This window comes from Stenomitos frigidus ULC18 (assembly GCF_003003795.1).
GTDB classification, from domain to species: domain Bacteria; phylum Cyanobacteriota; class Cyanobacteriia; order Leptolyngbyales; family Leptolyngbyaceae; genus Stenomitos; species Stenomitos frigidus_A.
In genome coordinates this window covers 1-22,921 of sequence record NZ_PVWK01000061.1, presented here as the reverse complement: position 1 = coordinate 22,921, position 22,921 = coordinate 1, and the positions used below count along the sequence as shown (strand labels likewise).

General features: G+C 49.4%; 32 protein-coding genes. 10 read left to right on the top strand and 22 right to left on the bottom strand.

Annotated features, from left to right (window positions below; translation table 11 throughout):
- The first annotated feature begins 8 nt into the window (after positions 1-8).
- The 7 genes from C7B82_RS35345 to C7B82_RS10975 all read left to right on the top strand — a co-directional run bounded on the left by C7B82_RS35345 (position 9) and on the right by C7B82_RS10975 (position 3,739).
- A complete protein-coding gene (locus C7B82_RS35345; protein WP_106256338.1) occupies positions 9-254 on the top strand; it encodes a type II toxin-antitoxin system RelN family antitoxin in 246 nt (81 codons plus the stop codon).
- Positions 190-348, top strand: coding sequence for a hypothetical protein (locus C7B82_RS33735; protein ID WP_245939827.1), 159 nt, complete (start codon positions 190-192; stop codon positions 346-348). The genes C7B82_RS35345 and C7B82_RS33735 overlap by 65 nt, the downstream gene beginning before the upstream one ends.
- A 54-nt stretch (positions 349-402) precedes the next feature.
- Entirely contained in the window at positions 403-642 is a 240-nt protein-coding gene (locus C7B82_RS33730) for a type II toxin-antitoxin system RelE/ParE family toxin (protein ID WP_245939826.1), read from the top strand.
- On the top strand, positions 635-874 hold the full coding sequence (locus tag C7B82_RS10990; protein ID WP_106256337.1) for a hypothetical protein: 240 nt from the start codon (positions 635-637) through the stop codon (positions 872-874). The genes C7B82_RS33730 and C7B82_RS10990 overlap by 8 nt, the downstream gene beginning before the upstream one ends.
- Positions 871-1,131 (top strand): type II toxin-antitoxin system RelE family toxin, encoded by a 261-nt coding sequence (locus C7B82_RS10985; RefSeq protein ID WP_106256336.1) that lies wholly within the window; start codon positions 871-873, stop codon positions 1,129-1,131. The genes C7B82_RS10990 and C7B82_RS10985 overlap by 4 nt, the downstream gene beginning before the upstream one ends.
- 165 nt (positions 1,132-1,296) lie before the next feature.
- Positions 1,297-1,428 carry a hypothetical protein gene (locus tag C7B82_RS34245; protein ID WP_281258958.1) on the top strand — a complete coding sequence of 44 codons (132 nt, stop codon included), beginning with the start codon at positions 1,297-1,299 and terminating at the stop codon, positions 1,426-1,428.
- 370 nt (positions 1,429-1,798) lie between these two features.
- Entirely contained in the window at positions 1,799-3,739 is a 1,941-nt protein-coding gene (locus tag C7B82_RS10975) for a CHASE2 domain-containing protein (RefSeq protein ID WP_106256335.1), read from the top strand.
- Positions 3,740-3,837: 98 nt separating this feature from the next.
- Here the strand turns inward: C7B82_RS10975 and C7B82_RS10970 are convergent, their stop codons facing one another.
- The 7 genes from C7B82_RS10970 to C7B82_RS10945 all read right to left on the bottom strand — a co-directional run bounded on the left by C7B82_RS10970 (position 3,838) and on the right by C7B82_RS10945 (position 9,941).
- Positions 3,838-5,502 carry a sensor histidine kinase gene (locus tag C7B82_RS10970; protein WP_106256374.1) on the bottom strand — a complete coding sequence of 555 codons (1,665 nt, stop codon included), beginning with the start codon at positions 5,500-5,502 and terminating at the stop codon, positions 3,838-3,840.
- Positions 5,503-5,759: 257 nt separating this feature from the next.
- Complete coding sequence (locus C7B82_RS10965) at positions 5,760-7,334, bottom strand: DHA2 family efflux MFS transporter permease subunit (RefSeq protein WP_245939825.1); 1,575 nt, start codon at positions 7,332-7,334, stop codon at positions 5,760-5,762.
- Positions 7,335-7,445: 111 nt separating this feature from the next.
- Positions 7,446-8,168, bottom strand: coding sequence for a MarR family winged helix-turn-helix transcriptional regulator (locus C7B82_RS10960; protein ID WP_106256334.1), 723 nt, complete (start codon positions 8,166-8,168; stop codon positions 7,446-7,448).
- On the bottom strand, positions 8,108-8,407 hold the full coding sequence (locus tag C7B82_RS31460) for a hypothetical protein (RefSeq protein ID WP_146141132.1): 300 nt from the start codon (positions 8,405-8,407) through the stop codon (positions 8,108-8,110). The genes C7B82_RS10960 and C7B82_RS31460 overlap by 61 nt, the downstream gene beginning before the upstream one ends.
- Positions 8,337-8,597 carry a Clp protease/crotonase-like domain-containing protein gene (locus C7B82_RS10955; protein ID WP_106256333.1) on the bottom strand — a complete coding sequence of 87 codons (261 nt, stop codon included), beginning with the start codon at positions 8,595-8,597 and terminating at the stop codon, positions 8,337-8,339. The genes C7B82_RS31460 and C7B82_RS10955 overlap by 71 nt, the downstream gene beginning before the upstream one ends.
- A gap of 92 nt (positions 8,598-8,689) precedes the next feature.
- Positions 8,690-9,133, bottom strand: coding sequence for a globin family protein (locus C7B82_RS10950; protein ID WP_106256332.1), 444 nt, complete (start codon positions 9,131-9,133; stop codon positions 8,690-8,692).
- A 13-nt stretch (positions 9,134-9,146) separates the two neighbouring features.
- Positions 9,147-9,941, bottom strand: coding sequence for a hypothetical protein (locus C7B82_RS10945; RefSeq protein WP_106256331.1), 795 nt, complete (start codon positions 9,939-9,941; stop codon positions 9,147-9,149).
- Positions 9,942-9,995: 54 nt separating this feature from the next.
- On the opposite strand from C7B82_RS10945, the gene C7B82_RS10940 reads away from it, so the two are divergent.
- The gene (locus tag C7B82_RS10940; RefSeq protein WP_146141131.1) at positions 9,996-10,217 is read left to right on the top strand and encodes a hypothetical protein; all 222 of its coding nucleotides are present in this window, start codon (positions 9,996-9,998) and stop codon (positions 10,215-10,217) included.
- Between the two features lie 33 nt (positions 10,218-10,250).
- On the opposite strand, the gene C7B82_RS10935 is transcribed toward C7B82_RS10940, so the two are convergent.
- From C7B82_RS10935 to C7B82_RS10910, 7 genes are all read right to left on the bottom strand, one after another.
- Positions 10,251-10,418, bottom strand: coding sequence for a hypothetical protein (locus tag C7B82_RS10935; protein ID WP_219904267.1), 168 nt, complete (start codon positions 10,416-10,418; stop codon positions 10,251-10,253).
- Between the two features lie 354 nt (positions 10,419-10,772).
- The gene (locus C7B82_RS10930) at positions 10,773-12,056 is read right to left on the bottom strand and encodes an MFS transporter (RefSeq protein ID WP_106256329.1); all 1,284 of its coding nucleotides are present in this window, start codon (positions 12,054-12,056) and stop codon (positions 10,773-10,775) included.
- A gap of 156 nt (positions 12,057-12,212) precedes the next feature.
- On the bottom strand, positions 12,213-12,353 hold the full coding sequence (locus C7B82_RS32215; protein ID WP_181357446.1) for a hypothetical protein: 141 nt from the start codon (positions 12,351-12,353) through the stop codon (positions 12,213-12,215).
- Positions 12,354-12,691: 338 nt separating this feature from the next.
- Positions 12,692-13,159 carry a MarR family winged helix-turn-helix transcriptional regulator gene (locus tag C7B82_RS10925; protein WP_106256328.1) on the bottom strand — a complete coding sequence of 156 codons (468 nt, stop codon included), beginning with the start codon at positions 13,157-13,159 and terminating at the stop codon, positions 12,692-12,694.
- A 97-nt stretch (positions 13,160-13,256) separates the two neighbouring features.
- Positions 13,257-13,754, bottom strand: a complete 498-nt coding sequence (gene sixA / locus C7B82_RS10920; RefSeq protein WP_106256327.1) for a phosphohistidine phosphatase SixA — start codon at positions 13,752-13,754, stop codon at positions 13,257-13,259.
- 70 nt (positions 13,755-13,824) lie between these two features.
- Positions 13,825-15,123 carry a DHH family phosphoesterase gene (locus C7B82_RS10915; RefSeq protein WP_106256326.1) on the bottom strand — a complete coding sequence of 433 codons (1,299 nt, stop codon included), beginning with the start codon at positions 15,121-15,123 and terminating at the stop codon, positions 13,825-13,827.
- 273 nt (positions 15,124-15,396) lie between these two features.
- Positions 15,397-15,894 (bottom strand): HNH endonuclease, encoded by a 498-nt coding sequence (locus tag C7B82_RS10910; RefSeq protein ID WP_106256325.1) that lies wholly within the window; start codon positions 15,892-15,894, stop codon positions 15,397-15,399.
- Between the two features lie 604 nt (positions 15,895-16,498).
- On the opposite strand from C7B82_RS10910, the gene C7B82_RS31455 reads away from it, so the two are divergent.
- Entirely contained in the window at positions 16,499-16,678 is a 180-nt protein-coding gene (locus C7B82_RS31455) for a hypothetical protein (RefSeq protein WP_146141130.1), read from the top strand.
- Between the two features lie 66 nt (positions 16,679-16,744).
- On the opposite strand, the gene C7B82_RS10905 is transcribed toward C7B82_RS31455, so the two are convergent.
- The 8 genes from C7B82_RS10905 to C7B82_RS10870 form a co-directional block, all read right to left on the bottom strand.
- Positions 16,745-17,635, bottom strand: a complete 891-nt coding sequence (locus C7B82_RS10905) for a cyanophycinase (protein ID WP_106256324.1) — start codon at positions 17,633-17,635, stop codon at positions 16,745-16,747.
- Between the two features lie 162 nt (positions 17,636-17,797).
- Positions 17,798-18,274 (bottom strand): CsbD family protein, encoded by a 477-nt coding sequence (locus C7B82_RS10900; RefSeq protein WP_106256323.1) that lies wholly within the window; start codon positions 18,272-18,274, stop codon positions 17,798-17,800.
- 155 nt (positions 18,275-18,429) lie between these two features.
- Complete coding sequence (locus C7B82_RS34635) at positions 18,430-18,621, bottom strand: Thivi_2564 family membrane protein (RefSeq protein WP_106256322.1); 192 nt, start codon at positions 18,619-18,621, stop codon at positions 18,430-18,432.
- A gap of 282 nt (positions 18,622-18,903) precedes the next feature.
- A complete protein-coding gene (locus tag C7B82_RS10890) occupies positions 18,904-19,086 on the bottom strand; it encodes a CsbD family protein (protein ID WP_106256321.1) in 183 nt (60 codons plus the stop codon).
- Positions 19,087-19,453: 367 nt separating this feature from the next.
- Positions 19,454-19,600 carry a lmo0937 family membrane protein gene (locus tag C7B82_RS10885; protein ID WP_106256320.1) on the bottom strand — a complete coding sequence of 49 codons (147 nt, stop codon included), beginning with the start codon at positions 19,598-19,600 and terminating at the stop codon, positions 19,454-19,456.
- Between the two features lie 49 nt (positions 19,601-19,649).
- Entirely contained in the window at positions 19,650-20,120 is a 471-nt protein-coding gene (locus C7B82_RS10880) for a BON domain-containing protein (protein ID WP_106256319.1), read from the bottom strand.
- Between the two features lie 36 nt (positions 20,121-20,156).
- Positions 20,157-20,843 carry a signal transduction histidine kinase (STHK), LytS gene (locus tag C7B82_RS10875; protein WP_106256318.1) on the bottom strand — a complete coding sequence of 229 codons (687 nt, stop codon included), beginning with the start codon at positions 20,841-20,843 and terminating at the stop codon, positions 20,157-20,159.
- Positions 20,844-21,112: 269 nt separating this feature from the next.
- Positions 21,113-21,295: a CsbD family protein gene (locus C7B82_RS10870; protein ID WP_106256317.1), complete on the bottom strand. Its 183-nt coding sequence runs from the start codon at positions 21,293-21,295 to the stop codon at positions 21,113-21,115.
- Positions 21,296-21,968: 673 nt separating this feature from the next.
- Here C7B82_RS10870 and fghA point away from each other — a divergent pair.
- Positions 21,969-22,817 (top strand): S-formylglutathione hydrolase, encoded by an 849-nt coding sequence (fghA, locus tag C7B82_RS10865; RefSeq protein WP_106256316.1) that lies wholly within the window; start codon positions 21,969-21,971, stop codon positions 22,815-22,817.
- Positions 22,818-22,921: the final 104 nt, after the last annotated feature.

Sequence of the window (22,921 nt, the reverse complement as noted above, 5' to 3'; positions counted from 1 at the left end):
TTACTACTATGCGAGCCTACGAATTTTCTACCAAAATCGCTCCAGATGGAAAACTTGAACTCCCCGACCATTTAAAGAATCGTCAAGTTAGAGTGATCGTTCTCGTTGAGGAACTTCCTGATTCTCAGGCAGAAGACGAAGATGATACCAGTGTAGAAGAAATTGCAACCAGTCTTCTCAGAGCGCTTCATGAAGTCAAAACTGGACAAACAAAACCCATTGCTCAACTTTGGGATAGCCTGGATGATGACTGAGCCACCCATTATTCAGGTTGAATTCGCGCCAGAATTTGAGCGACAGATCCGCATTCTATACAAACGCTATCGCCAAATTCGCTCAGATGTTTAAACGGTCGTCGAACAATTACAAATTGGAGAACTTCCAGGCGATCGGCTATCAGGTTTGAATGTCACTGCATTTAAGGTTCGGGTTAAGAACAGCAATATCCAAAAAGGCAAAAGCGCAGGCTACCGCATTATTTATCAGGTTGAAACACCAGCTAAAATCACCCTGCTCACAATCTACTCCAAAGCTGATCAATCAAATATAGATGCAAAGGAAATTGAGCAGATTGTTGAGGCTGTTAAACGACAAAATGAAGAAAACATGGATTTCTTGATGGAGGATCATTCTGATGACTGACCATACTGTAAAAGTAGACATTTCATTTCAATCACTATTGGTAGCAATTTCATCCCTAGAAACGGCTGAAAAACACCAGCTTTGGGAGTTTTTAGAAGCTGAACTATTTCCAGATGAAGACGATTCTCCAGAAGATATTGCCGAAATTCAGGCAGCCCGCGCCGACTACGAAGCGGGTGATTACACGACGTTCGAGCAATATGCAGCTCAACGAGCAGGCAAATCGACGTGATTTATACGATTATTACGCCTAAAGCTGTGCAAAAACAGTTAGATGCGTTGCCTAACGAAGTCTACGATCGTGCCGCTATTAAAATCCGGCAACTTGCCGAAAATCCACGCCCAGATGGAGTAGTGAAACTAAAAGGCTTTGCCAGCGAATACCGTATTCGCATCGGTGATTACCGTATTCGCTATGAAATTAATGATGGAAAATTAACTATTCTCTTGTTGCAATGCAAACATCGGAAGGATGCTTATAAGCAATGATCTTTTATTACTTCACCCATCCTGAAAGCCTCGAATTGTTGTGCATTCACATTAGTATGCACGAAGCACGTATCGAGCCGCCAACGACCCCGACCAGCAATTGCGAGAATGGGCGCAGGAACAATTAGGAATGCAAAATCTAAAATTAGAAAAGGAGGATACGCCATGACATCACAACTTCAGCAGTCTCTTCACCGCCGTGCGCTGTTTTTACCGTACGCCTTTGGCGGGGCGCAGTCCTATGGCTATCCACACTCCCAGGACTTGGTTCGGCGTTGCGTCCTGCTCGCAGCCTGACCAGTCTGCGCAAGGTATCATTGCGCTGCACCCAAGTAGCATCGTTCTCCCAGGCTCGAAAGTAGGTGTAGACGCTTTGCCAACGCGGTAAGTCTTGGGGCATCGCCCGCTATTTAATCCCGTTGGCCACCAAGTCGAAGATTGCATTCAGCACCTCCCGCATGTCGAAACTCCGAGGCCGCCCCCGGTCTTCGCACTCGGCAGCAGCGGTTTGAGAATCTCCCACTGGTGATCGCTCAAGTCTGTGTCGTATGCTAGTCGTATCATTTGAGGGGTTCCTATAGACCTTCTTACTTTATAACGCCCTCGCTATAGAGGTTCTACCGCCTGCAACCTACTTTTCAAACAGGTTCTAAGCACCGGATGATTAATGATCAAGGGTAAACGTAGATGGGCTGTAAGACCTGCCACGATCGCGCCTCTATGCATTAGCCTCTGGGCAGTGACAGGTGCGATCGCGACCGCTTTCAACCTCCAACCGTTTCAACTGCTGGAGTTACAGTCACAAACACTTTTTTTTCGGCTGCGAGGGTCGATTGCACCACCACAAGAAATTGTGATTTTGGCGATCGATGACGATTCATTGACGCAAGGGCGAGACTTCAAAGACTCGAAGACCTTGGCCGCCATCCAATCCTGGCCGTGGCGACGGACTGCGTACGCTGAAGCGATCAATAAACTGATGGCAGCCGGAGCCCGCTCCGTTGCGATTGATGTACTTTGGGATTTGCCGAGCGATCGACCTGCTGACGATCAACGCCTTCGGGAAACACTGCAACGGTATGCTGGTCGCGTCACTTTGGCGTCACAGCACGCGACGTCACAGAGTGATGGTGGTGGTCTTGAACAGTTCGTTAACCCTGATCCATCGTTTCAGTTTGAACCCCAATCGATTGGGTTTATTAACTATCTTGCCGAACCTGATGGGCAGCTTCGTCGCTTTGCCAGCGCCTACCTCAACCGCATTGACGCTGACTTACGTCGATCACAGCCCAATCTACGATCCTTTGATGAAGCGAGTTTGCAAGCCTCAAAGCTGCCGTTTGTCCCCCCCAAAGGCGATTACATTTTCTTCTACGGTGGTCAAAATACGTTCACAACGGTTTCGTTTTGGCATGTGCTGCATCCTCAAAATTGGGCGTTGCTGAAGCAGCAGCAGATGTTCAAAGACAAAATTGTGCTGATTGGCCCCACTGCTGCGTTTCTACAAGATCATCACCCCACTCCCTTTGGCGAGGTCTCGGGTGTCGAAATTCATGCCAACGCGATCGCCACTGTGTTAGAGAATCAGGCCCTCGCCGAAGCGGTTCCCGATCCGCTTTGGCGAGGGCTTTATCTCTTGTTTGGCGTTGCGGGAATTGGCATTGCAATCGGTCAATTATCAAAACGTGCTACGCCACGCTTTCTCTTAGCGATCGCGGTTGCCGGTGCATGGCTGCTAGTCGGGCATGTCAGTTTTGCTTATGCCGGTTTCATTCTCCCTGTTGTTACACCGATGCTGGCGATCGCCCTCAGTGGTCTCTCCTATTTGGGTACTGGAGCCGTCAGCGATCAGCTCGAAAAGCTCCGTCTGCGCCGCACGTTAGAGCGTTATGTGGCGACACCGATCGTCAACGAAATTCTCAACCAGCCGGAAGATTTTCAGGCCTTGCTGCAAGGACGGAAGCTGAACGCAGCAGTCTTGTTTTGCGATATTCGTGGCTTTACCTCATTGTCTTATAAACTACCGCCCGAAGAGTTGATCGCGCTACTCAATGCCTACCTGAACGCGATGGTAGAGGCAATTGCTACAGCCAGTGGCACGATCGACAAGTTCATTGGGGATGCGGTGATGGCAGAATTTGGCTCCCCGGTTTCTTATGGCGAACAGGCCGATGCAATGAATGCGATTCGAGCCGCGTTGGGTATGCGTCGATTGCTGGCAGCGTTGCGATCGCAATGGCAGCAAGAAGGCAAAACCTTGCTCTATCACGGTATTGGTATTAGCTACGGTGAAGTCATTGCAGGTAATATCGGTTCATTGCGGCGCTTGGAATACACCGTCATTGGTGATACGGTCAACGTTGCCAGTCGCGTCGAAGGGCTAACCAAAAGCTTCCGGACGGATATTTTGATTACGGAATCGCTGTATCAATTGGTGCAGGAGCATGTTGAAGTCATATTTGTGGGCGAACATCTGCTCCGTGGACGCGAAGATAGTCCCACTCGACTCTATAGCTTGGTTGGTCTAAGGGGTGAACCGCCAACCCTTTACCATCAGGTACATGAAGAATTGTGCCGCTATTTGGACTACCAACAATCACGAACCTAACTTGTGCAAAATAGCAAGCGTTTGCTATTTTGCAATCATAAAACCCACTCCTACAGCACATTATGGGTTGTAGAAATTGGTTGATGAGAGCCTCTAGATCAGATTTCCATGATATCCATGCTGCTCATTTCTAGCGGTAAAAAGACCGTCATCACCTCGCCTTGTTGAGGCCGATCGCGCACAATGAGCTTGCCACCCAGCGCTTGGAAAAGGCTTTTTGTCACTGCGAGATTGAGGCTAAGACTGCCGGTTTCGGGTTGAAACATCAGTAATTGTCCGAGCGATCGCAATAATGGTCGGTGATGGTGTCGAGAGGCAACGGCTGCATCTGGTTCAGATTGGAGTTGTACCTTAAGCTGATCGCCTGCCAGCATCACTTCGACTTGAATGTGGCTACCGCCTGGAAGGCTACGTGTGAAACGTTCAATGAGGCTCGTCAGCGCTTGATCCAGCATCGTTGGGTCGCTGACAACGGTCGGCATTTTAGGAGGCAGCACCACAGCCAGGGTGAGCTGTCGCTGGCTGGCTTGCTGCTGCCAACGGGGAATACTTTGCTGGAACATCTGTGCCAGCGGCGTGCGCGTCAGCGACATTTTGTCATGACGAGCGGGAGACGTTTGCAGTTCAACTGCCCGAAAGATTAAGCCGAACCGATCGATCTGTTCGCTACATTCGCGATCGATAATGCTGAGACGCTTCAATGCATCGGGGGGCAAATCGGTACGTTTGAGCAGCGATCGTGTCAGGGTACGAATGGTGGTCAGAGGCGTGCGAATCTCGTGGGCAAGTGCCTGCAAGAGTTCAATATCCGGGCTAGTTGGATCATCAGCATCGGGACTACTTGGATCATCCGATGATGAAAACGGAGCGTGATAGGGGGATGGATCGAGTAGCGAGTGTGCTATCACATCTTTGCGTTTAAATGATGCTTGACCATGCTTAACCGCTTCTTGCCGAAACGCGACAGGCTGACTATCGGCTTTGTCACTACGCCATTCCTCCAGCGGTTCGGGCAAATGTGCCAGCATCAAGCGACTGAATTGCATCACCGTTGTGTAGTCGGGTGCCACGGGTGTAAATTGCTTAGCCAAGTCATCCAACTGATCGATCTGATCCGCATTCATGAGCAAAATGCGCGGACGAATGGCATTCCACGCTTGCTCCACAACCTCTGGCATGAACGAAAACATAAACGCCGGTGTGCCCTGCAGCGATTCGCCTAAAACCAACACCAGGCTGAATTGAGGCGTTAGCACTAAACAGAATTGCTCTGCGGCTAACGGATCACCGGGTAATAGAGGCAATGCAGACGTGGTTGGTTTCTCTGAAGGGCGTGTGTCTGAAGGCGTTTCGTCTACATCGATCGCTGTTGTTGTTTCATTTGCTGGCAGCAGTTGTAGTGGTAGCCAGGCGGCAACGTTTAGAGGATTGGCGGTGAGCGACCAGGTCGAAAAGTTGCAGACTAACGCAGGATGGCTGATCACTGGAAGTGGCCCTGACAGAACAAACCCATGTGACGTTGGTTCACGATCACTCGCTTCAGCCGTGACGACAACATTCTGCAGCAGGATATTGAGCGCCGCGATCGCCCCCGACCACTCGCGCTCTGCCCGCACCCGCTGGATTGCCAAACGGCTTGACCGAGGCTGACCGATCGGTTCAGCTCCTGCCGCTCGACCCGACGGCAGCTCAAACTGAACCATCCAGGCCGGATCATTCAGCGCCAGAATTTCACTTAACGTTGGCAGTAACCACTTAGGCACAAAGTTCACTTCCACTTCGGGATACCTGTCGCCAGAATACCCCTCCTCATAACTCTTACTATGACGGTATCTAGATTATTGCTTAAAGAGGAGTCGTGGAACCGAACCGATGAGAGTGATGATTGCCGCTGTGGGGACGGAAGGCAGAGGGAGCAGCGTCAGCGGCGGGGGCGGGGGAAGGAGGGGGAGCAAGGGGAGCAGGGAAAACGAGGAGGCTGAGGTCTGCTCCACACTCCAAACTTTTCTTCATCCTTCACCTAATGTCCGCCTGCTGCTCCGCCTGCTTGAACTCTTCTAAGAAAAATAATGGCGAGACCGCTAAGCAGCAGTGCACAGGCAATGAAATAGAAACAGTCGTTATACGCCATGACGTAGGCTTCACGGCGAACGGTGTTCGCGATCGCCCCCATTGCTTGCTGTTGCGCTGTCACTAAATCCGCACCTTTGCTGGTAAAGTACTGCGTCATCTGATCCATCCGCTCTTGCGTCGCAGGGCTGTAGATGGAGACGGCTTCGCCCAAGCGATTAGAGTGAAACTGCTCGCGCTGAGTGAGCAAGGTGGCGATCGCAGCAATTCCCAGCGAACCACCCAGATTTCGCATCATGTTAAACAAGCCAGATGCCGAACCAGCTTGCTCTTTGGGCAGTCCTGCTGTTGCCACTGAGGATAGCGGCACCATAATTAACGGCTGTCCGATCGCCCGTACCAGTTGTGACCAACGCAGTTGATCGATCGCCGTCAAATTAGTCAACGTTGAATTCATGAAACAACTCACCGCAAACAAGCTCACACCAACGGCAATAATCAGACGAGCATCAAACCGTTGCATCAGCTTTGGCACAAAGGGGATTAGGAACAATTGTGGTATACCCACCCACATGAGGACTTCGCCAATCTGCATGGCGTTGTAGCCCTGAATTTGGCTCAGGTACAGCGGCATGATGTAAACCGAGCCGTACAGCCCCAACCCCAGCGAAATATTGACAATACTTGCTAACCCAAAGTTTCGCTGCTTCATCAACCGTAGATTGATAAACGGCTTTTTGCGAGTCAGTTCAATCAAGAAAAAGATGGCAAGGAAAATGACCGCGATCGCCGTTAGCCGCACAATCAACTGCGACCCAAACCAATCTTTGCGACTGCCTTCCTCCAGCACCACTTGCAGCGATCCCAGCCCGATCGCCATCGCAGCAATGCCAAACCAGTCACCCTGCTTCAGCATCTCCAGCTTCATGGGCTTGGCATCAATGGCGTACCAGACTGCCGCAATCAGCAGCGCACCAGGGATCACGTTCAAATAAAAGACATAGTGCCAGCTAAAGGTCTCTGTGAGCCAGCCACCTAAGGTGGGACCGATCGACGGCGCAAAAACAGCCGTCACTGCAAACATCGCCAGTCCCGTTGACTGCTTGCTCGGCGGCAGCATCGTCAGTAGCACCGTAAACGCCATTGGAATGAGGATCCCACCTGTAAAGCCCTGGAATGCCCGAAAGACAATCATTGACGGCAAATCCCATGCCCAGGCGCAGCAGACTGAAAAGAAGACAAACAGCGTTGCATTTACTAACAAATAGCGCCGTGTCGAGAAGACCTGCGACAGCCAACCCGTCAGCGGGATCACCACAATTTCGGCAACCAGGTAGGAGGTCGAAATCCAGGAACCTTCCTCCAGCGTTGCGCCCAGCGCGGCTTGAATATCCTTGAGTGAGGCGTTAGTGATCTGAATATCCAGTACTGCCATGAAGGCACCCAGCATCGTGCCACAAACGCCCACCCAGGTTTTGAAGGAGACACGATCGGGCGGCGCTTGAGTTGTGATGGATGTTGCCACAGGAACCTCCGAACAAAGAGTTGCAATCGAGCGAGCAAACCGGAGCCCTAATGTAGCGCGTTATCCCTGAGTCTCGCAGGCTTGACAAAGCTGCTTTTTAACAACGTCACCTTACGAACGGTAAAGCTGCCAATTTTTTTCGGCAATCTCTGGTTGAGCAGCGACGTGTTCCGGGCAGTTAAGGCGAAGATTGCGATCGCCAAACGGGGCATTGACCAAAGCACAATGATGTGGATTTTCGGCACTAGCATACTGATTGGGTTGAAAGAAGGCACAGGTGACGCACATCCTGGCAACGGAAATTTGCCCCTGGGTTTGCAGCTTGCGGATCATTTTAATCAAGCTCCGCAGGAAGAGTGTCTGTTCCTCACTCGATAGTTCCTCCATCGTATTAAGCAGAAAATTCGACCAGGAAGCGGTTTGTGCGGCGGCACGATCGCCATCAGGAGTGAGGGTAATGGCGATCGCCCGTCCATCTTGAGGCGATCGCGTTTTTTGCACAAAGCCCTTATCCACCAGCGAAGACACCGCATCACTCGCAGTGGCGGCTGTGATTGAGAGGTTTTTGGCAACCTCTGACAACCGCATACCTGATGCACCTTTATCAAGCAGCAGCGACAAAATTTGCCCCTGCGTTGGCGTTAATCCCTGCTGCCCTGCATCCTGCCAGGATTGACTCTTTAAAGCCAGCCCAATCTTTGCTAACCCAATCAGAATGTGCTGTGCTGTCGTGTGATCCGAGGCATCAAATGGATTGACCGCCACACCAATGTTCAAGTCTTCAGGCGGAAGAGCGGCTTCTGAGCGATCGGTACCAGGTTGAGAGTTGTCCATGAATACTGACGCTGTAGGGCATGATGCATGAGGCATAGTACTGATCCTACAACAGCAGCCACTTTGAGGTCGGGCGATCGCACAGCCAGATGAACCCAGGCGATCAACAGACGGTTCAAATGTTTCACCCTTCGTTCACTCTGGCTGCGGCAGCGATCGACCAGCAGGTTATGCCTGAGTAAAGCAAATGGGTTTGCCATCCACTGAAAGCAGGCGATCGAGTCGAATTTCAGTGCCATCGCTCAATTTCAAAAAATCGGCTTTGTTCGCTGCATAGACATCGATAATTTGCGTGCGAACTTCAACCAATTCCTCAGCCACACTTTCCTTAACCACGTTGCGATACGTGATCTGACACGTTTGCCGTAAGGTTGACAGTGCTTCTAGCTGATCATGAAAACCACAGTCAACGAGGCGATAGTCATCCATTACATACCGTCCATTATTCGTGTTCCCTGCAATGATTCATGGCGATCGCATGAGGCAGTAAACCTGGTCGCTAATCAGGTTTACCATTCTGCTTATTTCACTGAAATTGGTAAGTGCAATTGCTCTGGCGCACAGTCTGCGCCTTCCAGCATTAACTGGGTAATGACGCCATACGCCTCTACCCATGCTTGCTGCACTTCAGGAGTCCAGGCTGTGCCCAGGCTTGCTTCGAGGGCTTTTAGCAAGCTACTGCCTACCATTGGGTAATGCTGTGGCAACACGCCGTATTGCACATGGCGAGTCCCTAAACCTTTCAAGGCATTGCTCAAGACATCAGGCTGGCGCAAGTGATCGATCGTAAAAACGAGAGACTGAAACAGTTGCTGTCCTTGCTTCTCCATATGGGTCTTGGCAAACAACGGCTGGACTTCGGGGTAATCTGTCAGGAGCCGTGTGTAAAACAGTTGCGTCACCGCTGCACTGTTGACTTTAAGTTGAGCAAAGCTGCTTTCTAGCAATGCCACATTGAGAGCCATTTGTTTTTCTCCGTTACTGAGGTTGAACGCTGTAGGGAAGGCTTAAGTTCCCTGAGCTAACGCTGTAGGCTTTGTATACACCAAGCATGGGGAGGTTTTTGTTTGTGGTGTTCACCTGCATATAGGCAACAACGCCATCAAACTTGAACGTTGTTTTCGATCGCAGGCGTTGCGCTGGCACCAAAACACTGAGCTTGTTGCCGCTTAAAACAACCGAAAAACCGGGAGAATCCAAATACATGGGCATACCGGGATTGGTGGGCGGCAGCACAACAGTTTTGTCAGTCTTGTCAAATTGCTTGACCGCTAAACCACCGGGGACGCGATCGTCTTTCACCAGCACTACCCAGTGACTATGAAAGACAATGCCGTCATCGCCATAGTTCAAGTTGTTGTTCTCATCCCACAGCGGCGTATCATCGAAATCTGGATGGGATGTAACTGCCAGCGCTAAAATGCCTTCAACCTTGCCAAACCCAGCCTCTTCGGGTTTTAGCGTTGTTGGAAAGACATAGCTCAGCACAGGGGCACCATTAAGGCTACCGTTGGCTTTAGGCAGGGTTTTGCCTGCTGTTCCTTTTACCGTTTGCTCAAAAACGAGTAAATCTGCCTCTTTGAAATAACGAACACGGGTGCTAAGGACTTCTAAATCAGGTGATTTTGGAGTTGGTATAGCCTGAGAAACAGCCTGAAGCACGGGTGCTGAGACTGATGGAGCAGTAGGGCGGGCATCAGTCTTAAGGCTGAAGTAGATGCCCAAAGTGATACTTAACCCAAGACCGAACAAGGCAATGAGAAATCGCTTCATGACAACCTCCTGTTGTATGAACTAACTTGAAATGAATTGAAGTAGCTAAAAAGTGTGACTAAGGTGTGCCGTCAAAACATCACTGCCATTGATGCTTTGCGATGCTACGCCAAAGCATCAATGGCAGTGAGTAACAGCATTTTCCCCAAGACTCAGCGACAAAGCGGCTGCCTTTTTAGAGCATCGCTGGTGGAAAATCCACTGCAAATCGGTGCGATGCCAGACCCAACAACGCTGCCAAAAGAACCGCAGCAAGTGAGAGCACGAAAAAGCTAGAAACACGCTCCATCGGTTGTTGGATGGATGGAACTACTTCAAAGCAGCGATCGCCGCGCCAAAGTTGATATGGAATGGCTGATCGTCAATGACCAACGCTGGCACAGACTCAACCCCAGCGATTTCTGCTTCAGCAATGCGATTTGGGCTTTCTCCTAAATGCACAACTTCCACCGCATATTGAGCCGGGTCTAATACCAAATCTCGCAATAAACACTACAGATACGCCCTCACCCTAAATCCCTCTCACACAGGAGAGGGCCTTTGAATCCGGCTCTCTTCTCCCCTTGGGAGAAGGGTTGGGGATGAGGGCAAGATCTGTAGCCTTTACTAATTGATTTGGTATAACGCTCCAACAAATTCTTGTTCAGCCGTAACACAGACTGTACAGCCAACGTGATAAAACGTAGCAGTCTTCATTGATTGACCTCTCAGATTATTTAGGAGTCCTAATTAATTAGGACTCCTAAATAATCACATTCAAAAAGGGTCCTGTCAAGGAACTGGTTCAAGGCTCCTTGCCCAATACCCAATTTGAGCTAGACCAAAAACCACTTAAGCATCCACCTGTGGCAGTAGCCCAATGCGTCGATAGGCGACTCGCATCGATCGCCGCATTTCTGGTAGCTGTTTCGTAAACAGTAGCGAACCGCCCATACAAAGAACGCCGCCGATCATCACCGTATTGGGCGCACCGATATGGGTTGCAAGACTGCCTGCCACCAGATTACCGAACGTCACCGTGCTGGTAAACGCCATCATGTAAAAGCTCATCACCCTGCCGCGTTTGTCATCCTCAACGATCGTTTGCAGTACGGTATTACCAGACGTGTGTTGCAGCACGAGAGCCATGCCAACCACCAACACTGCCAGCATGGATAACCACAGCACCCGTGACAAGGCAAAGACGATCAAAGCGCCACCAAAAAGGGCAGGGGCGATCGCAATCAGCTTACTCAACCCCAGTGCACTCGGTCGGGAGCTGAGATAAACCGATGTCAACAGCGCCCCCAGCCCCGACGCTGCCATCAAAAAGCCCAGAGTTTCGGGGCCACCATGCAAGATCTGGGAGGCAAAAATCGGTGCCAGCGTCATGTAGGGCATTCCCACCAGGCTCACCAGCGCAATCAGCAACAGAATGGAACGAATCGGCTGAAAACTAAAGGCGTAATTAAACCCTTCTTTCAGGCTGTACCAGAGCGTTTCTCGTGGCTTTTCGATCGCGGTTGGTTGCGGTGGTAAGCGCATCGCCAGTAAGCCAGCAATCACGGCAATGTAGCTGACACCATCAATGAGAAAGCAAACACCTGTATTCGTAGCGGCGATGATTAAACCCGCGATCGCCGGTCCCAGAAGCCGCGCACCGCTGAACATCGACGAATTGAGTGCGATCGCGTTGCTTAAATCCTCCCGACGATCGACCATCTTCACTACAAACGATTGCCGAGCGGGCATATCAAAGGCATTAATGCCACCCTGAAACGCTGCCAGCACAATAATTTGCCATATCTCGATCGTTCCCGTCAACGCCAAAAATGCCAACGCCAACGATTGAATCATGGCAAGAATCTGTGTAATGACGATCGTCCGGCGGCGATCCCACCGATCGACCCACACACCAGCGAACGGTGTCAGCACAAAGTTGGGAAACTGGTTGGCAAACCCAACGACGCCTAACATCAGCGCTGATCCCGTCAGATGATACACCAACCAGATGGTGGCAGTTTGCGTCATCCAGGTGCCAATCAGCGACGCACCCTGACCCAAGAAAAAAAGCCGATAGTTGCGCGATCGTAGGGCACGCAGCATCGGCTTCAAGCGTTCAATTCCGAAATTCATTGCTTTTATCTAATGTGTCACATCAAGTTGAGAGAGGAGTGAGGGGTAAAAGAGAGTTTTGAGCGAAGAGTTTTGAGTTGATTGAGCGACCAGCGGTCAGCAGTCAGCGATCAGCTTTTTCTAACCAACAACTAACAACCCCTTTAGCCTTTATCCTTAAGCTTTTATCCTTCTACCGCCTGCCTCTATAGGGGTTAAGACTTTAAGGGCGTCAGTGGTTTGAATCGGCTCAATCGGGGCAGGCTCCAGAACCGTGAAACCACGTCCATTCAATGATTGACCATTCGAGCGTTTCATAGCAATTACCTGACTTTGGAAAAACGGTGTGATGTAACGGCAAGAAAAAGAAAAGATGAGATCAGAACGTAAGGAGGATGAAATAAATTAGTAAGAACTCATTTATTTCATGTGCGTAGTTTTTTTAGATGAAGGTAGCGTAACAAAGTTTTGTTAAGAGTCCATGATGCCTAGGACATAATTAACGGTGCGTCTTCTTTCGATGATTCCCATGATGGCAAGCAAAGCAGCGATTCGCTTCCCCAAATGGCATTACTCTATCGGGTGAAGACAGCCTATCGGATGAAGACAGAGTTACTGGATGCAGGAGGAAGGAGGCAGAGGCATGGAGTCTTCTACTAGGAAAGGTTCGCGATCGCCTGATTCAACAGATCCGAAAAGCGATCGCGGTCACCACTAGACATGCCTTCCATCGCTTGTTCGCGCACTTCCATCGCGATCGGTGGCAGAATCGCCTCAAAGTTGCGACCCTCTTCAGTCAGCCAGATGCGCCAGATGCGGCGATCGTGCAGATCTCGCTCGCGCCGAATCAAGCCTCGACTTTCCATGCGATCGAGGACGCCTGTGAGGGTACCACCAACCTGCTGCAGCTTTTCGCCAAGGCTAGAAATGGCGAGACCATCTTCTTTCCAAAGACAACACAGCACGACCCAGTGAAAGATGGTGAGGTCAAACTGGTCTAACTGCTCTTGAAAGCGTCGCGCCAATAACTGCGACAAGAGTTTAATCCGGTAGCCAATCCCGTGAGGTGCCAGGACTGCCTCGAATCCCTCTGAAACAGTCTGACTCACTGGTTGAAAGAGCATCTGGCTTGACCTCATTACTTAGCGCGCTTACTATTTTTAGAATACGTTATTCTTTGAGTGCTATCAAGTGCTTGCAGACTCGGTTCCCCCTACTGTCTTACAGCAAAAACCGAGGTGGTGTCAGCCAAAATAAAGCACTATTGCCCACAGGAGACTGTTCGGGCAACGTTAACCCAATTACACCCGCTTTTTTCAGGCTCAACGCACCTCTGGATTCATCCCACAGGAGCGTTTCTGCCCAGGCGCTCAAATTCGGCTCATGTCCAACCAGGGCAAGGGTCGTCACTTCGGGCGATCGCTCTTGCTGAAACCAATTTAACCACTGATCCAAACTGCCATGAGGGGCGAGATAAGGAGACACCTGCAACGCCTGCGACAGCTTCGCTTCTAGCAAAAGGTCTGCGGTTTGGTGCGCCCGTACCAGTGGGCTAGTCATGATCAAATCAAGGCGTAGATTCAACGCATGAAGCCGTTTGGCTACCTGCTGCGTTTTTTGCTTGCCTTCTTCAGTCAATGGACGCTCATCATCGTTAGCGTAGCTGCCATGCTCACCAGCGAGGCCGTGACGGATAAGGTAGAGAGTGATGTTTGGCATCTTCTTTAAAGAGTCTAAAGGCTAAAGGCTGAAGGATTAGTTTAGCCTTTAGCCTTTAGCCTTTAGACTCTTAACTCACCCCATTGGGATAATGCTGATCGGGGTTCACCAGGCGCAAGAGCTTTTGCTTTACCTGAGCATCAAAGACGCTCCATTTCATCTTGGCGTACTCGGAGCTTTCGGTAAAACCAGACAGAAACCCGAGGGGAATCTCAAACCCACCTGCCTGCGATCGCCCACCACCAAAGAAGCGTCCCTGAGCATCCTGCCCAAAGGCTTCTTTGATAAATTCATCGGGATCAAGCGTGAGCTTGTTAGTGCGTAAGGAGCCGATGACGACCTCCAACTCATCATCTTCGTCATGGACAATGCCATAGACGACAGCTGTGTGGACGTTTTCTTCAGTAACGAGAAAGTCTGCTGCCTGAGGAATCGCGTCTCGATCGTCATAGCGCAGATACCCTACGCCCGCGATCGAAAAGTTGTTTTGCACAATGCGGTTCTTGAGCGATCGCTCAATCACGTCCATTACCTGGCGCGATCGAGAGGATTGCAATACCGCGTTTAGTAACTGAGCGTCATAAAAACGACTCAAGTAGGCGGCGGCGAGAAAATCTTCTTCCCCAGCCTGTCTCAAGGCATTGGTATCAGACCGCAGTCCATGCATCAGCGCTGTAGCGCACTTCACATGTTCACTGGTGTTACTATCCAGCTTAAGCAACCCTGCCTGAAGATACTGCGTCAGAATCGTTGCCGTGGCGCGTGTGTAAGGGCGAATATCGACAAACTCAGCGTTGATGTCTCCCTGCATACTGTGATGATCGATAACAACCGTAAGGGGAATACCTGCCTGCAGGACAGACGGCAGGAGTTGGCTAGTAGTTCCCTGGTTGTCTAATAAAGCGCAGCCCTGATATTTGGATAAGTCTCGCGTCTTCAACGTTTGTGGCGTTTGACGCTGCACAGGCAAGTTGGTCAGCTTGACTAGGGCAATATTTTCCTGGTGGCTGAGGGTGCCTGCATAGACCATGTCGCACTGAATGTCGTACTTCTGCGCGATCAGCTTATACGTCCAAGCCGATGACAATGCATCGGGATCGGGGAAATCCTGCAGTACGAGCAAATGCCGATTGCCCCGATGCCGCTCCAGGGTCTGCCGAAAAGCTTCTACCTTTTGAATTTGCTCGGCAGAACGAGGAATGTCATACCCAAAAGGCTGCACTGAGTGTTGCGTCAGTGGCGGTTGAATCGGCGTTGCTGCTGGTGAAGTGGTTATCTGCTCAACCCCGTTTGGCGTCGCAGGGGCTGTGAGCGGATGGGCGTCTGTGAGCATTACCAGGCTGTCGAGGGAAGAAGGCGAATCGTGCATGTTTGGTTAAAAGGTGGATGAAGCTGGGCTTCGGTGTGATCGCCTGACCACTCTTACAACGAATCAAGAAGGGGTCGAACGATCGGTCTGTTTCGATCTTCGCAAAAAAACCGGAAAACGTCATAAGCCAAACGCCATATCTCTGCTTACGTAAATCGCGCAGCGAGTATTAGAAGTATCAGGCTTCCCGTTCAAGGGCTTAATTCGTTGTGCGCTGCTCGTAATCTGCTGCTAATGACTGACCAAAAACCGTTCCAATGAAAACAGAGACATTTAAATGCCGATCACATACTTCCGCCACTCCTGGTTCACCCCATTCTTAAGATGCTTGGTGACTTCAAAATAGAGCCCGCTGTAAGGTTTACGGGGCGCAAAATGAAGCAGCATGTTGGCTTCTTTAGGGGTACGATTACCTTTCTTAACGTTGCAGCGGACGCAAGCAGTGACAATATTCTCCCACGAATCGCCACCACCGCGCGATCGGGGAATCACATGATCAAGCGTTAGCTCGTCGCCAGTGTAGCCACAGTACTGGCAGGAATGACTATCGCGATGGAGAAGGTTGCGACGTGTCAGCGGAATTTCTTTGTAGGGCACGCGGACGTAATGTCGCAGCCGAATCACTGTTGGCAGCGGGAAGCCAGAATAGACGTACTTGCCGTTGTGTTCAACCTGCTCTGCTTTGCCTTTGATTAGCAAAACAACTGCCCTGCGCCAGCTCGTAATGTTGAGCGGTTCGTAGGACGCATTCAGCACCAGAACCTTGCCCATTTGTGATTCTGTTGAAACAAGAGTTTAACAGATGCTAACACAGGTGACCCATAGAGGATCGGTATGAATGGTATCAGACACAGAATTCTTGCGGACTCCTGAGACTGTGGGGCATTTGCATACTGGGGGATGTAAATTGTGACGCCATACATCCATACGCCCAGCGTTGACTCACTCTTATCATGCTTTTTCGTAAGGGGCAAAAAGTAAAGGTAAGGGAAAACAGATTGCTTTTCATCCCTTTGACCTTTCCCTGCTGCAAGAGGTGCCCCTCACTCACCCTCGATCAAGAATCCTCTGCGTCTGATTGCAAGCTAGACATTCTTTGTCACTTAGGGACTTGCGGGGTAATAACATCCCACAGTTCACCCACCCATCCATTCATTCCCCCTTCAACCTGGGATGTTCTTGTTTGCCAGCTCTTTTGGCTTGAAAGCTGATTAGAATTTCTGCAATTGTTGCTACTTTTTAACGTTGATTTTCCTAGATTGGAAGTAAAACTTCGTTATTTGTCAACGATTCATCACGTAAAAAGTCTATAGTGATTATTGTGTTCTCAGAGGTAAATGCTCACGCTTGCAAACACAATCGGTGAATTAATCCTATGAACCTGATCTATCGCGCACAAAACTTTAAGTACACTCCTGCCCCCACCAAATTTGCGACTCCTCGTGCCATCAACTGGCGGCATCAACTTCCCGGATGGCTGTATATACAAACGCCAAGCGTGCATCGCCTAACACGATCGCCGTGTGCCGTGAACTGGCGTTACCAACTACCCTAGTCAACCTCGCAGGTAACCTTACCCACATCACTTAACAAAGGAAGCCCACTTTTGCTGCTTGTAAGCCTAAAGTGGGCGGCCACTCATTTCAGGCGGGACTATCGATCTTTCATGCCCATCCAACTTCGCTTTGCCTCTCTCCACCTGGGTTTCAGGGCGTAAGGGTTTAAGAGCCTTGAGATTGAAGCGGTAGCCATGAGGCAAAATATGGAGCTTAACATCGAAAATTGCCATACTTTCGTCTTCTCTAAGATCAGAGAGATTGTTATAGCCAGATTCTGACTCCATTAAAACGGTGACTGAGCCACTGCCCACAACTTTTAATTCATCGCCACTGACAACAATTGCCGTGTCCTCATCAATGCCAAACCCTAGAAAGGATGGATCCTGGATTAGTGCTGAGAGCAACCGTCCCAAGCGTCCTCGCTGGGCGAAATGCTGATCGATGACAACTTTGGAAAGGAAGCCTAACCCATCATCCATTTCTGCCACCTTAAGTGTAGGCTCGGTTTCACCTTCTCCCTCGACAATCATCTTATCTGGCATCATGGCGGCTCCTGCGCTGGTACCCCCTACGACCAGACCCTCAGCGTAGCGATCGTGAATGAGGGTATCGAGTTTGGTACCTTTGATGATGTCAACGATCCGGGCCTGATTGCCTCCAGTAAAAAAGACGCCAGTTGCTTGCTTGACGAAATCTAGCCCCTGATGACTATCAACATCATCTCGATCACGGGTATGAAGTACTTGCACATCTTCAACTCCTATCCGTTTGAATACTCTGACGTAGTTTTCTCCCACGGCTTGAGGGTCGCTACTAGCAGCAGTGAAAACAACAATTCTCGCCTTACTGCCGCCAGCACAACGAACAAATTCTCGCAGAATAAGACAATCGCCCTCCTTATCTTCTGCGCCGCCAATAATGACCAGTTTTCCCCGCTTTTGAATCGAATTCATCCTGTTGCTCTCCTTCAAGCTCATCAAGTCCAAAAGCCTACCCTTCAATCTGATCGCGACTTTCTGTTAGTGCTTTGACCCGCGCAAGGGAGATCGCCTCATTCCGCTAAGCAGTCGCGAAGTTACGTCTCATGGTCAAGGCACGTCTTACCTGAGCAGATCTCAACCCTTCGCCTTCACGTCTTCTGCTGCATGGCGAGCCTGACTTTCAACCTGCTTGGCTTTTCCCATCATCTGATCTTTAGGGCTACCTGTGATCTTGCCAACCGCTTCCTGTCCTTTGCCCTCAACATTCTTGGTGACTGCCTTGGCTCTTTCTTTCAACCGCATGCTGTCTTTTACATCTTCTGCTGCATGACGAGCCTGACTTTCAACCTGCTTGGCTTTTCCCATCACCTGATCTTTAGGATCACCTGTGATGTTACCAATCATTTCCTGGGCTTTGCCTTCGATGTTCTTCGTGACTGCCTTGGCTCGATTCATAGCTGCAATTTGAGTGTGTGGCTGGCTCATGCGTAGCGTGAGTGGCGTTGCAGCCCAACTATTTTCAGACGCGAAACCAAACGTTATGGCAGTTGAGAGCAAGAAAGCCATACTAATCGTTAGCAAAAACTTACGTGCTTGCTGAAGTGAGATCATTTTATCCTCCAAAAATTATGTAGTCGCTCAAGGAGCGATCAATCGTCTGTTAATTCTTGATGCAGAAGCAGAAAGTCTGGATGGGCTGATTGCCATCTAAAGCTCCTTGAGAAATGACACCGATTCTGCTAAATCATAAAAGACCCAGTGATCGATCAGTTCCCGACATGAATTCCACGGAGAGAAGTCGTCAATCCGAACACGTTCAGCAACCATAAAACGACGGCAACCACTACCACGATGTTCAGAATATTCTTGATCTTCCTATCCATCGGAATATAGTTGTTTACTAACCACAACAGAACCCCAACTACGATCAGAACAACTACAAGCTGAATGAGATCCATAGCTAACCTCCTTTCTTCAATCTAATAAGTGACGACTTGAACAGCAGCTAATCTGAATGGCAAAAAAAATGCTATTTGGCGAGTCTAGTAATGAGAAGTTTAAGAATCGTGGCTCACTCCAGCAACTGATTTCGCGGGACGTGATCATTAGCTTCCATCGTTCTACTTCTCTGTAGAGCCCATTGAGAATTGTTCTCTTAGACTATGAGGGCGATCGAGATGCAGCCTAGAGCCTATAGCTATTTGATGAGATCTCAAATGGGTTCTACAGAGAAGACTTTCCTAATTAATAATTTTTTTGACTTTATCCTTCACATCTTCAACCGCCTGCTGAACGTTTGCTTCTACCTGTTTTGCCTTTCCCTCTACCTGATCTCGGCGATCGCCAGTCAGATCGCCGATGGCTTCTTGAACTTTACCTTCGATATTTTTGGCGATTGCCTTAGCTCTATCTTCTAAGCTCATGGTGTACTCCTGATTGAATGGGAGGACTGCTTGTCTGAGGCGAATTAACAAATTTATCCCTTATGATTATCCTAAGACTCTAAAAGTTTGTTGGTTTGTTTTCTAAATGAATTGATCAGTTTCGATACAAAGCGTAAAAAGACAAGTTAGCAATGAGGCAAGGTTGTTTTGATAGAGATATCAAGATAATCTTATTGAGACATTATACAAGGATCAGAAACCAGATTGAACGCTTTGAAGGTGATCAAGTATTCAAACTTGGTCAGCTCTCTAGTGGAGAGCTGACCAAGTTTGAGCGAAATTTCAGGAGATTTAATTTCTTTTTAAAACTCCTAGAAAATACACTACTACCAAGAATTCAAACGCTTTATACAGCGCTACGCCCTGTAATAAGGTTGTAAACAATAGCAATCAAGGCTAGAACCAGAAGAAGGTGAATCAGACCACCTCCGACGTGAATCCCAAATCCAAGTGCCCACAGAACGATCAAAACCACTGCAATTGTCCAAAGCATATACTTTTACTCCTTAATAGTTGAGTGATGCATTTATTAATGCAACGATTTACTGCTTTTTATCCGAAACGGCTGGAGCAACTTTTGCTGCAACATTGACACTCTTGACACCCTTGATTTGTTTTGCCAAAGGTTCAATTTTATCGAGCTGATTTTGAGTTTGTACGGTTCCAGACACAACGATCGCTCCATCCTTAGCCGCAACCGTCAGGTTTCCATTGGGGATGTTGGCCTCTAGCTTGGAGCGAACTTCACTGGCAAGGTCGCCTTTAGCACGATCGGCATCGCTACCAGTCATGTTGTTGCGTTGTTCACGAGCACGAATATCTGAATTGAGTTGATCTCGGCGTACTTTGCTAGCCGCATCGCTTTGGTCATTTTTGACTGTTTTAGTTGTCGGCACCTCTCCCATCTTCTCGGTAGACTTGGGCGCATCCGCGCTGGTTTTAGCGTTGTTACTACAGGCAATAGTGCCAATTAGTAAAACGCTGCTGAGGACTAAAAGTGTGATCTTTTTCATAATTCAAAGCCTTTACTAAGTCACAATTTTACTAAGTCACGATTTTACAAATGAGGAGCCGTCGGATCGGTGTACTTCCCCCGTGGTCGAGGCGGGGTAGACTTCCCACTCGCGAATCCCTCTGCGTTTTAGAATTGCTTCAGCCCGAAGGATTTCAGCTTCTGTACCGTCTACGATGACCAGATAGCCTCCACGAACCACATGATCGTGATAAACGTGAGCCCGCTCTTCTGGAATGCCTAGACCAATCAGACCACCAACTAAACCGCCAGCTGCCGCGCCGATCGCACCGCCAGCGAGCGTGCTGGCGATCGCCGTTGCGGTTGCTCCTGCCAACATAATGGGACCCACTCCAGGAATTGCCAGTGTGCCCAACCCGACCAGCAATCCGGTCAGTCCTCCGACGGCTCCCCCTGACGCGAGCCCTATCTTTGCTCCTTCGTCAACGTGGGTTGTTTCGGTCAGCGCTTGAACGTGTGTTTCACTAATCTCGTGGCTCCGATCCAGGCGATCAGTATCTCTCGCAATGTGAGTTGTTTCGGTCAGTTCTTGGACGTGTGTTTCGCCAATCTGGTGGCTCTGATCCAAGCGATCAGTATCTCTCGCAACCATGGATACCTGATTCATTGCAAAGCCATCATCCCGCAGTTCATGTAGAGCATTCTCTGCCTCTTGATGGCTAGAGAAGATTCCCACAGCTCGTTTATTGTTAGTGAAAGTCATTTTTCCCTCCAAATCTATTGGATAGTTTTTTATAGTTGACAGCGAGTTATTTGGTTATTCGGCTACTTTGCCCTCTGAATAAATTACAGATGTTCAATCACGGCTTGAAGTTTTGTGCTCACCTGATGAGCAATATCTTTCAGGTTTGGGTTGACGATCGCCTGCTATCAGCTCTGACACAATTTCTACCTGGTGGTTGGAAGCAGAAAGGCTGTATAGGCTACTGCTCCCAACCAAGGGAGGCACTCCTGCACAGAGAGAAAACGTTCTTAATCAAGCGTTTCCTTGGCTTTATCTTTCACATCTTCAACCGCGTGCCGGACTTTTGCCTCTGCCTGTTTTGCTTTACCCTCTATTTGATCTTTGGGATCGCCAGTCAGATTGCCCACCCCTTCTTGCACTTTACCTTCGATGTTTTTAGCGGTTGCCTTGGCTCTATCTTCTAAGCTCATGGTGCGCTCCTTATTGAATAATTGAATATAAGGACTGCTTGTCTGAGGCGAATTAACAACTCTAGTCCTTAATATGATCCTAATCTATTGGTTCGTTTTCTGAAGGAATTGGTTAGATTTGATACAAAATGTAGGGAAATAGATTGATCGCAAACTGTTACAATCTGCAAATGAATTATGCTCATGATTCCAGTTATAGGGGCTACCTATTTGGGTCTTGTTATTGGATGACTTGTAAGATATTTCCTGCTTCGGTTTGATTCATTGATTCATCAATTTTTAGGGTCTATTACCTCCATATTCCTGGGCGGGAGTGTGATTGCTTTCTTTGATGGTGACAAGGCCTTATGGTGGTTTTACCCCATAGACTTGCTAATAGGATTCATCACTTATAGTGAGGCTGGCGAATAGTCTTTGCCCCTACAAGAACGAAATCTGTACAGGCAGACGTGAGAAATAGGGACAAGATAGATGCAAAAACCTGCAAGAGTCCCATCTAATGCTCCTTCCTTCGCTGGCTTGAAGGTCTGAAATGGGCTAGGGTTCTGAGTGGCAGCAGGCTTGTTAGAGTTTTAGTGGGGAGCGATTATCGTTTGTTGAGGGGCGTCATTTAGTGTAAATTGCGGTCAGGTGGCCTGAAGCTCTAACGTAGTCGGTCCTTGATTGCACAACCATGTCTCAACCGCTTAGCCTTATCAATCAATCTCGTTGCTTTGGTGGCACCGTTGGCTTTTATAGCCACCCCTCGGTGAGCTGCAACGGCTTGATGAAATTTGCCGTGTATTTGCCGCCGCGATCGCGGTCTGAGCCCCTGCCCGTGCTGTACTTTCTTTCAGGGTTAACCTGTACAGAAGAGAATTTCATGACGAAGGCGGGAGCACAGCAGTTTGCGGCAAAGTATGGAGTGATTCTAGTCGCACCCGATACAAGTCCACGTAGTGCAGGTATTCCCGGTGAAGAGGATGACTGGGATTTTGGTACGGGAGCCGGATTCTATGTGGATGCAACTGAGGTACCATGGCGATCGCACTACCAAATGTACAGCTACGTGACCCAAGAATTGCCGACGTTGATTGCTGAGCATTTTCCAGCTCAACCTGATCGACAAGGAATCTTCGGGCATTCGATGGGCGGACATGGAGCGTTAGTCTGTGCGTTAAGGAATCCTGACCAGTATCGATCGGTGTCTGCCTTTGCGCCGATCGTCGCTTCCAGTCGCGTACCGTGGGGACAAAAGGCATTCACGAATTATCTTGGAGCGGATCAAGAGGCGTGGCGATCGTACGATGCCAGCGCGCTTGTCCTCACCACTCAGCTCAAGCATCCGATTTTGATTGATCAGGGTACGGCTGATACGTTTCTGGAAAAACAACTGATGCCACAGGTGTTTGAGCAGGCATGTACTAGATCAGAACAACCATTGACGCTACGCATGCAGGAAGGCTACGACCATAGCTATTACCTTATTGCCACGTTTGTCGAAGACCACATTCGACACCATGCCGAAATCCTGTGGCGCTAGGTTAGCCTGCCGCTTTCTTAAAGAAAGGTATGTGATTAGCGTGGGCTGACGGACTCAGATTTCAGCACCATGGCTTGCGCCACTTGGTCGATGAACGAGTCGCC

Excerpts from the sequence above, each read along its gene's own strand:
- C7B82_RS35345 (WP_106256338.1), top strand. The coding sequence starts at position 9 with ATGCGAGCCTACGAATTTTCTACCAAAATCGCTCCAGATGGAAAACTT.
- C7B82_RS33735 (WP_245939827.1), top strand. The coding sequence starts at position 190 with ATGAAGTCAAAACTGGACAAACAAAACCCATTGCTCAACTTTGGGATA.
- C7B82_RS10990 (WP_106256337.1), top strand. The coding sequence starts at position 635 with ATGACTGACCATACTGTAAAAGTAGACATTTCATTTCAATCACTATTG.
- C7B82_RS34245 (WP_281258958.1), top strand. The coding sequence starts at position 1,297 with ATGACATCACAACTTCAGCAGTCTCTTCACCGCCGTGCGCTGTTTTTA.
- C7B82_RS10975 (WP_106256335.1), top strand. The coding sequence starts at position 1,799 with ATGATCAAGGGTAAACGTAGATGGGCTGTAAGACCTGCCACGATCGCG.
- C7B82_RS10960 (WP_106256334.1), bottom strand. The coding sequence starts at position 8,168 with ATGGACAACTCTCAACCTGGTACCGATCGCTCAGAAGCCGCTCTTCCG.
- C7B82_RS31460 (WP_146141132.1), bottom strand. The coding sequence starts at position 8,407 with ATGGCACTGAAATTCGACTCGATCGCCTGCTTTCAGTGGATGGCAAAC.
- C7B82_RS10955 (WP_106256333.1), bottom strand. The coding sequence starts at position 8,597 with ATGGATGACTATCGCCTCGTTGACTGTGGTTTTCATGATCAGCTAGAA.
- C7B82_RS10950 (WP_106256332.1), bottom strand. The coding sequence starts at position 9,133 with ATGGCTCTCAATGTGGCATTGCTAGAAAGCAGCTTTGCTCAACTTAAA.
- C7B82_RS10945 (WP_106256331.1), bottom strand. The coding sequence starts at position 9,941 with ATGAAGCGATTTCTCATTGCCTTGTTCGGTCTTGGGTTAAGTATCACT.
- C7B82_RS10930 (WP_106256329.1), bottom strand. The coding sequence starts at position 12,056 with ATGAATTTCGGAATTGAACGCTTGAAGCCGATGCTGCGTGCCCTACGA.
- C7B82_RS32215 (WP_181357446.1), bottom strand. The coding sequence starts at position 12,353 with ATGAAACGCTCGAATGGTCAATCATTGAATGGACGTGGTTTCACGGTT.
- C7B82_RS10925 (WP_106256328.1), bottom strand. The coding sequence starts at position 13,159 with ATGCTCTTTCAACCAGTGAGTCAGACTGTTTCAGAGGGATTCGAGGCA.
- sixA (WP_106256327.1), bottom strand. The coding sequence starts at position 13,754 with ATGCCAAACATCACTCTCTACCTTATCCGTCACGGCCTCGCTGGTGAG.
- C7B82_RS10915 (WP_106256326.1), bottom strand. The coding sequence starts at position 15,123 with ATGCACGATTCGCCTTCTTCCCTCGACAGCCTGGTAATGCTCACAGAC.
- C7B82_RS10910 (WP_106256325.1), bottom strand. The coding sequence starts at position 15,894 with ATGGGCAAGGTTCTGGTGCTGAATGCGTCCTACGAACCGCTCAACATT.
- C7B82_RS31455 (WP_146141130.1), top strand. The coding sequence starts at position 16,499 with ATGAACCTGATCTATCGCGCACAAAACTTTAAGTACACTCCTGCCCCC.
- C7B82_RS10905 (WP_106256324.1), bottom strand. The coding sequence starts at position 17,635 with ATGAATTCGATTCAAAAGCGGGGAAAACTGGTCATTATTGGCGGCGCA.
- C7B82_RS10900 (WP_106256323.1), bottom strand. The coding sequence starts at position 18,274 with ATGATCTCACTTCAGCAAGCACGTAAGTTTTTGCTAACGATTAGTATG.
- C7B82_RS34635 (WP_106256322.1), bottom strand. The coding sequence starts at position 18,621 with ATGGATCTCATTCAGCTTGTAGTTGTTCTGATCGTAGTTGGGGTTCTG.
- C7B82_RS10890 (WP_106256321.1), bottom strand. The coding sequence starts at position 19,086 with ATGAGCTTAGAAGATAGAGCTAAGGCAATCGCCAAAAATATCGAAGGT.
- C7B82_RS10885 (WP_106256320.1), bottom strand. The coding sequence starts at position 19,600 with ATGCTTTGGACAATTGCAGTGGTTTTGATCGTTCTGTGGGCACTTGGA.
- C7B82_RS10880 (WP_106256319.1), bottom strand. The coding sequence starts at position 20,120 with ATGAAAAAGATCACACTTTTAGTCCTCAGCAGCGTTTTACTAATTGGC.
- C7B82_RS10875 (WP_106256318.1), bottom strand. The coding sequence starts at position 20,843 with ATGACTTTCACTAACAATAAACGAGCTGTGGGAATCTTCTCTAGCCAT.
- C7B82_RS10870 (WP_106256317.1), bottom strand. The coding sequence starts at position 21,295 with ATGAGCTTAGAAGATAGAGCCAAGGCAACCGCTAAAAACATCGAAGGT.
- fghA (WP_106256316.1), top strand. The coding sequence starts at position 21,969 with ATGTCTCAACCGCTTAGCCTTATCAATCAATCTCGTTGCTTTGGTGGC.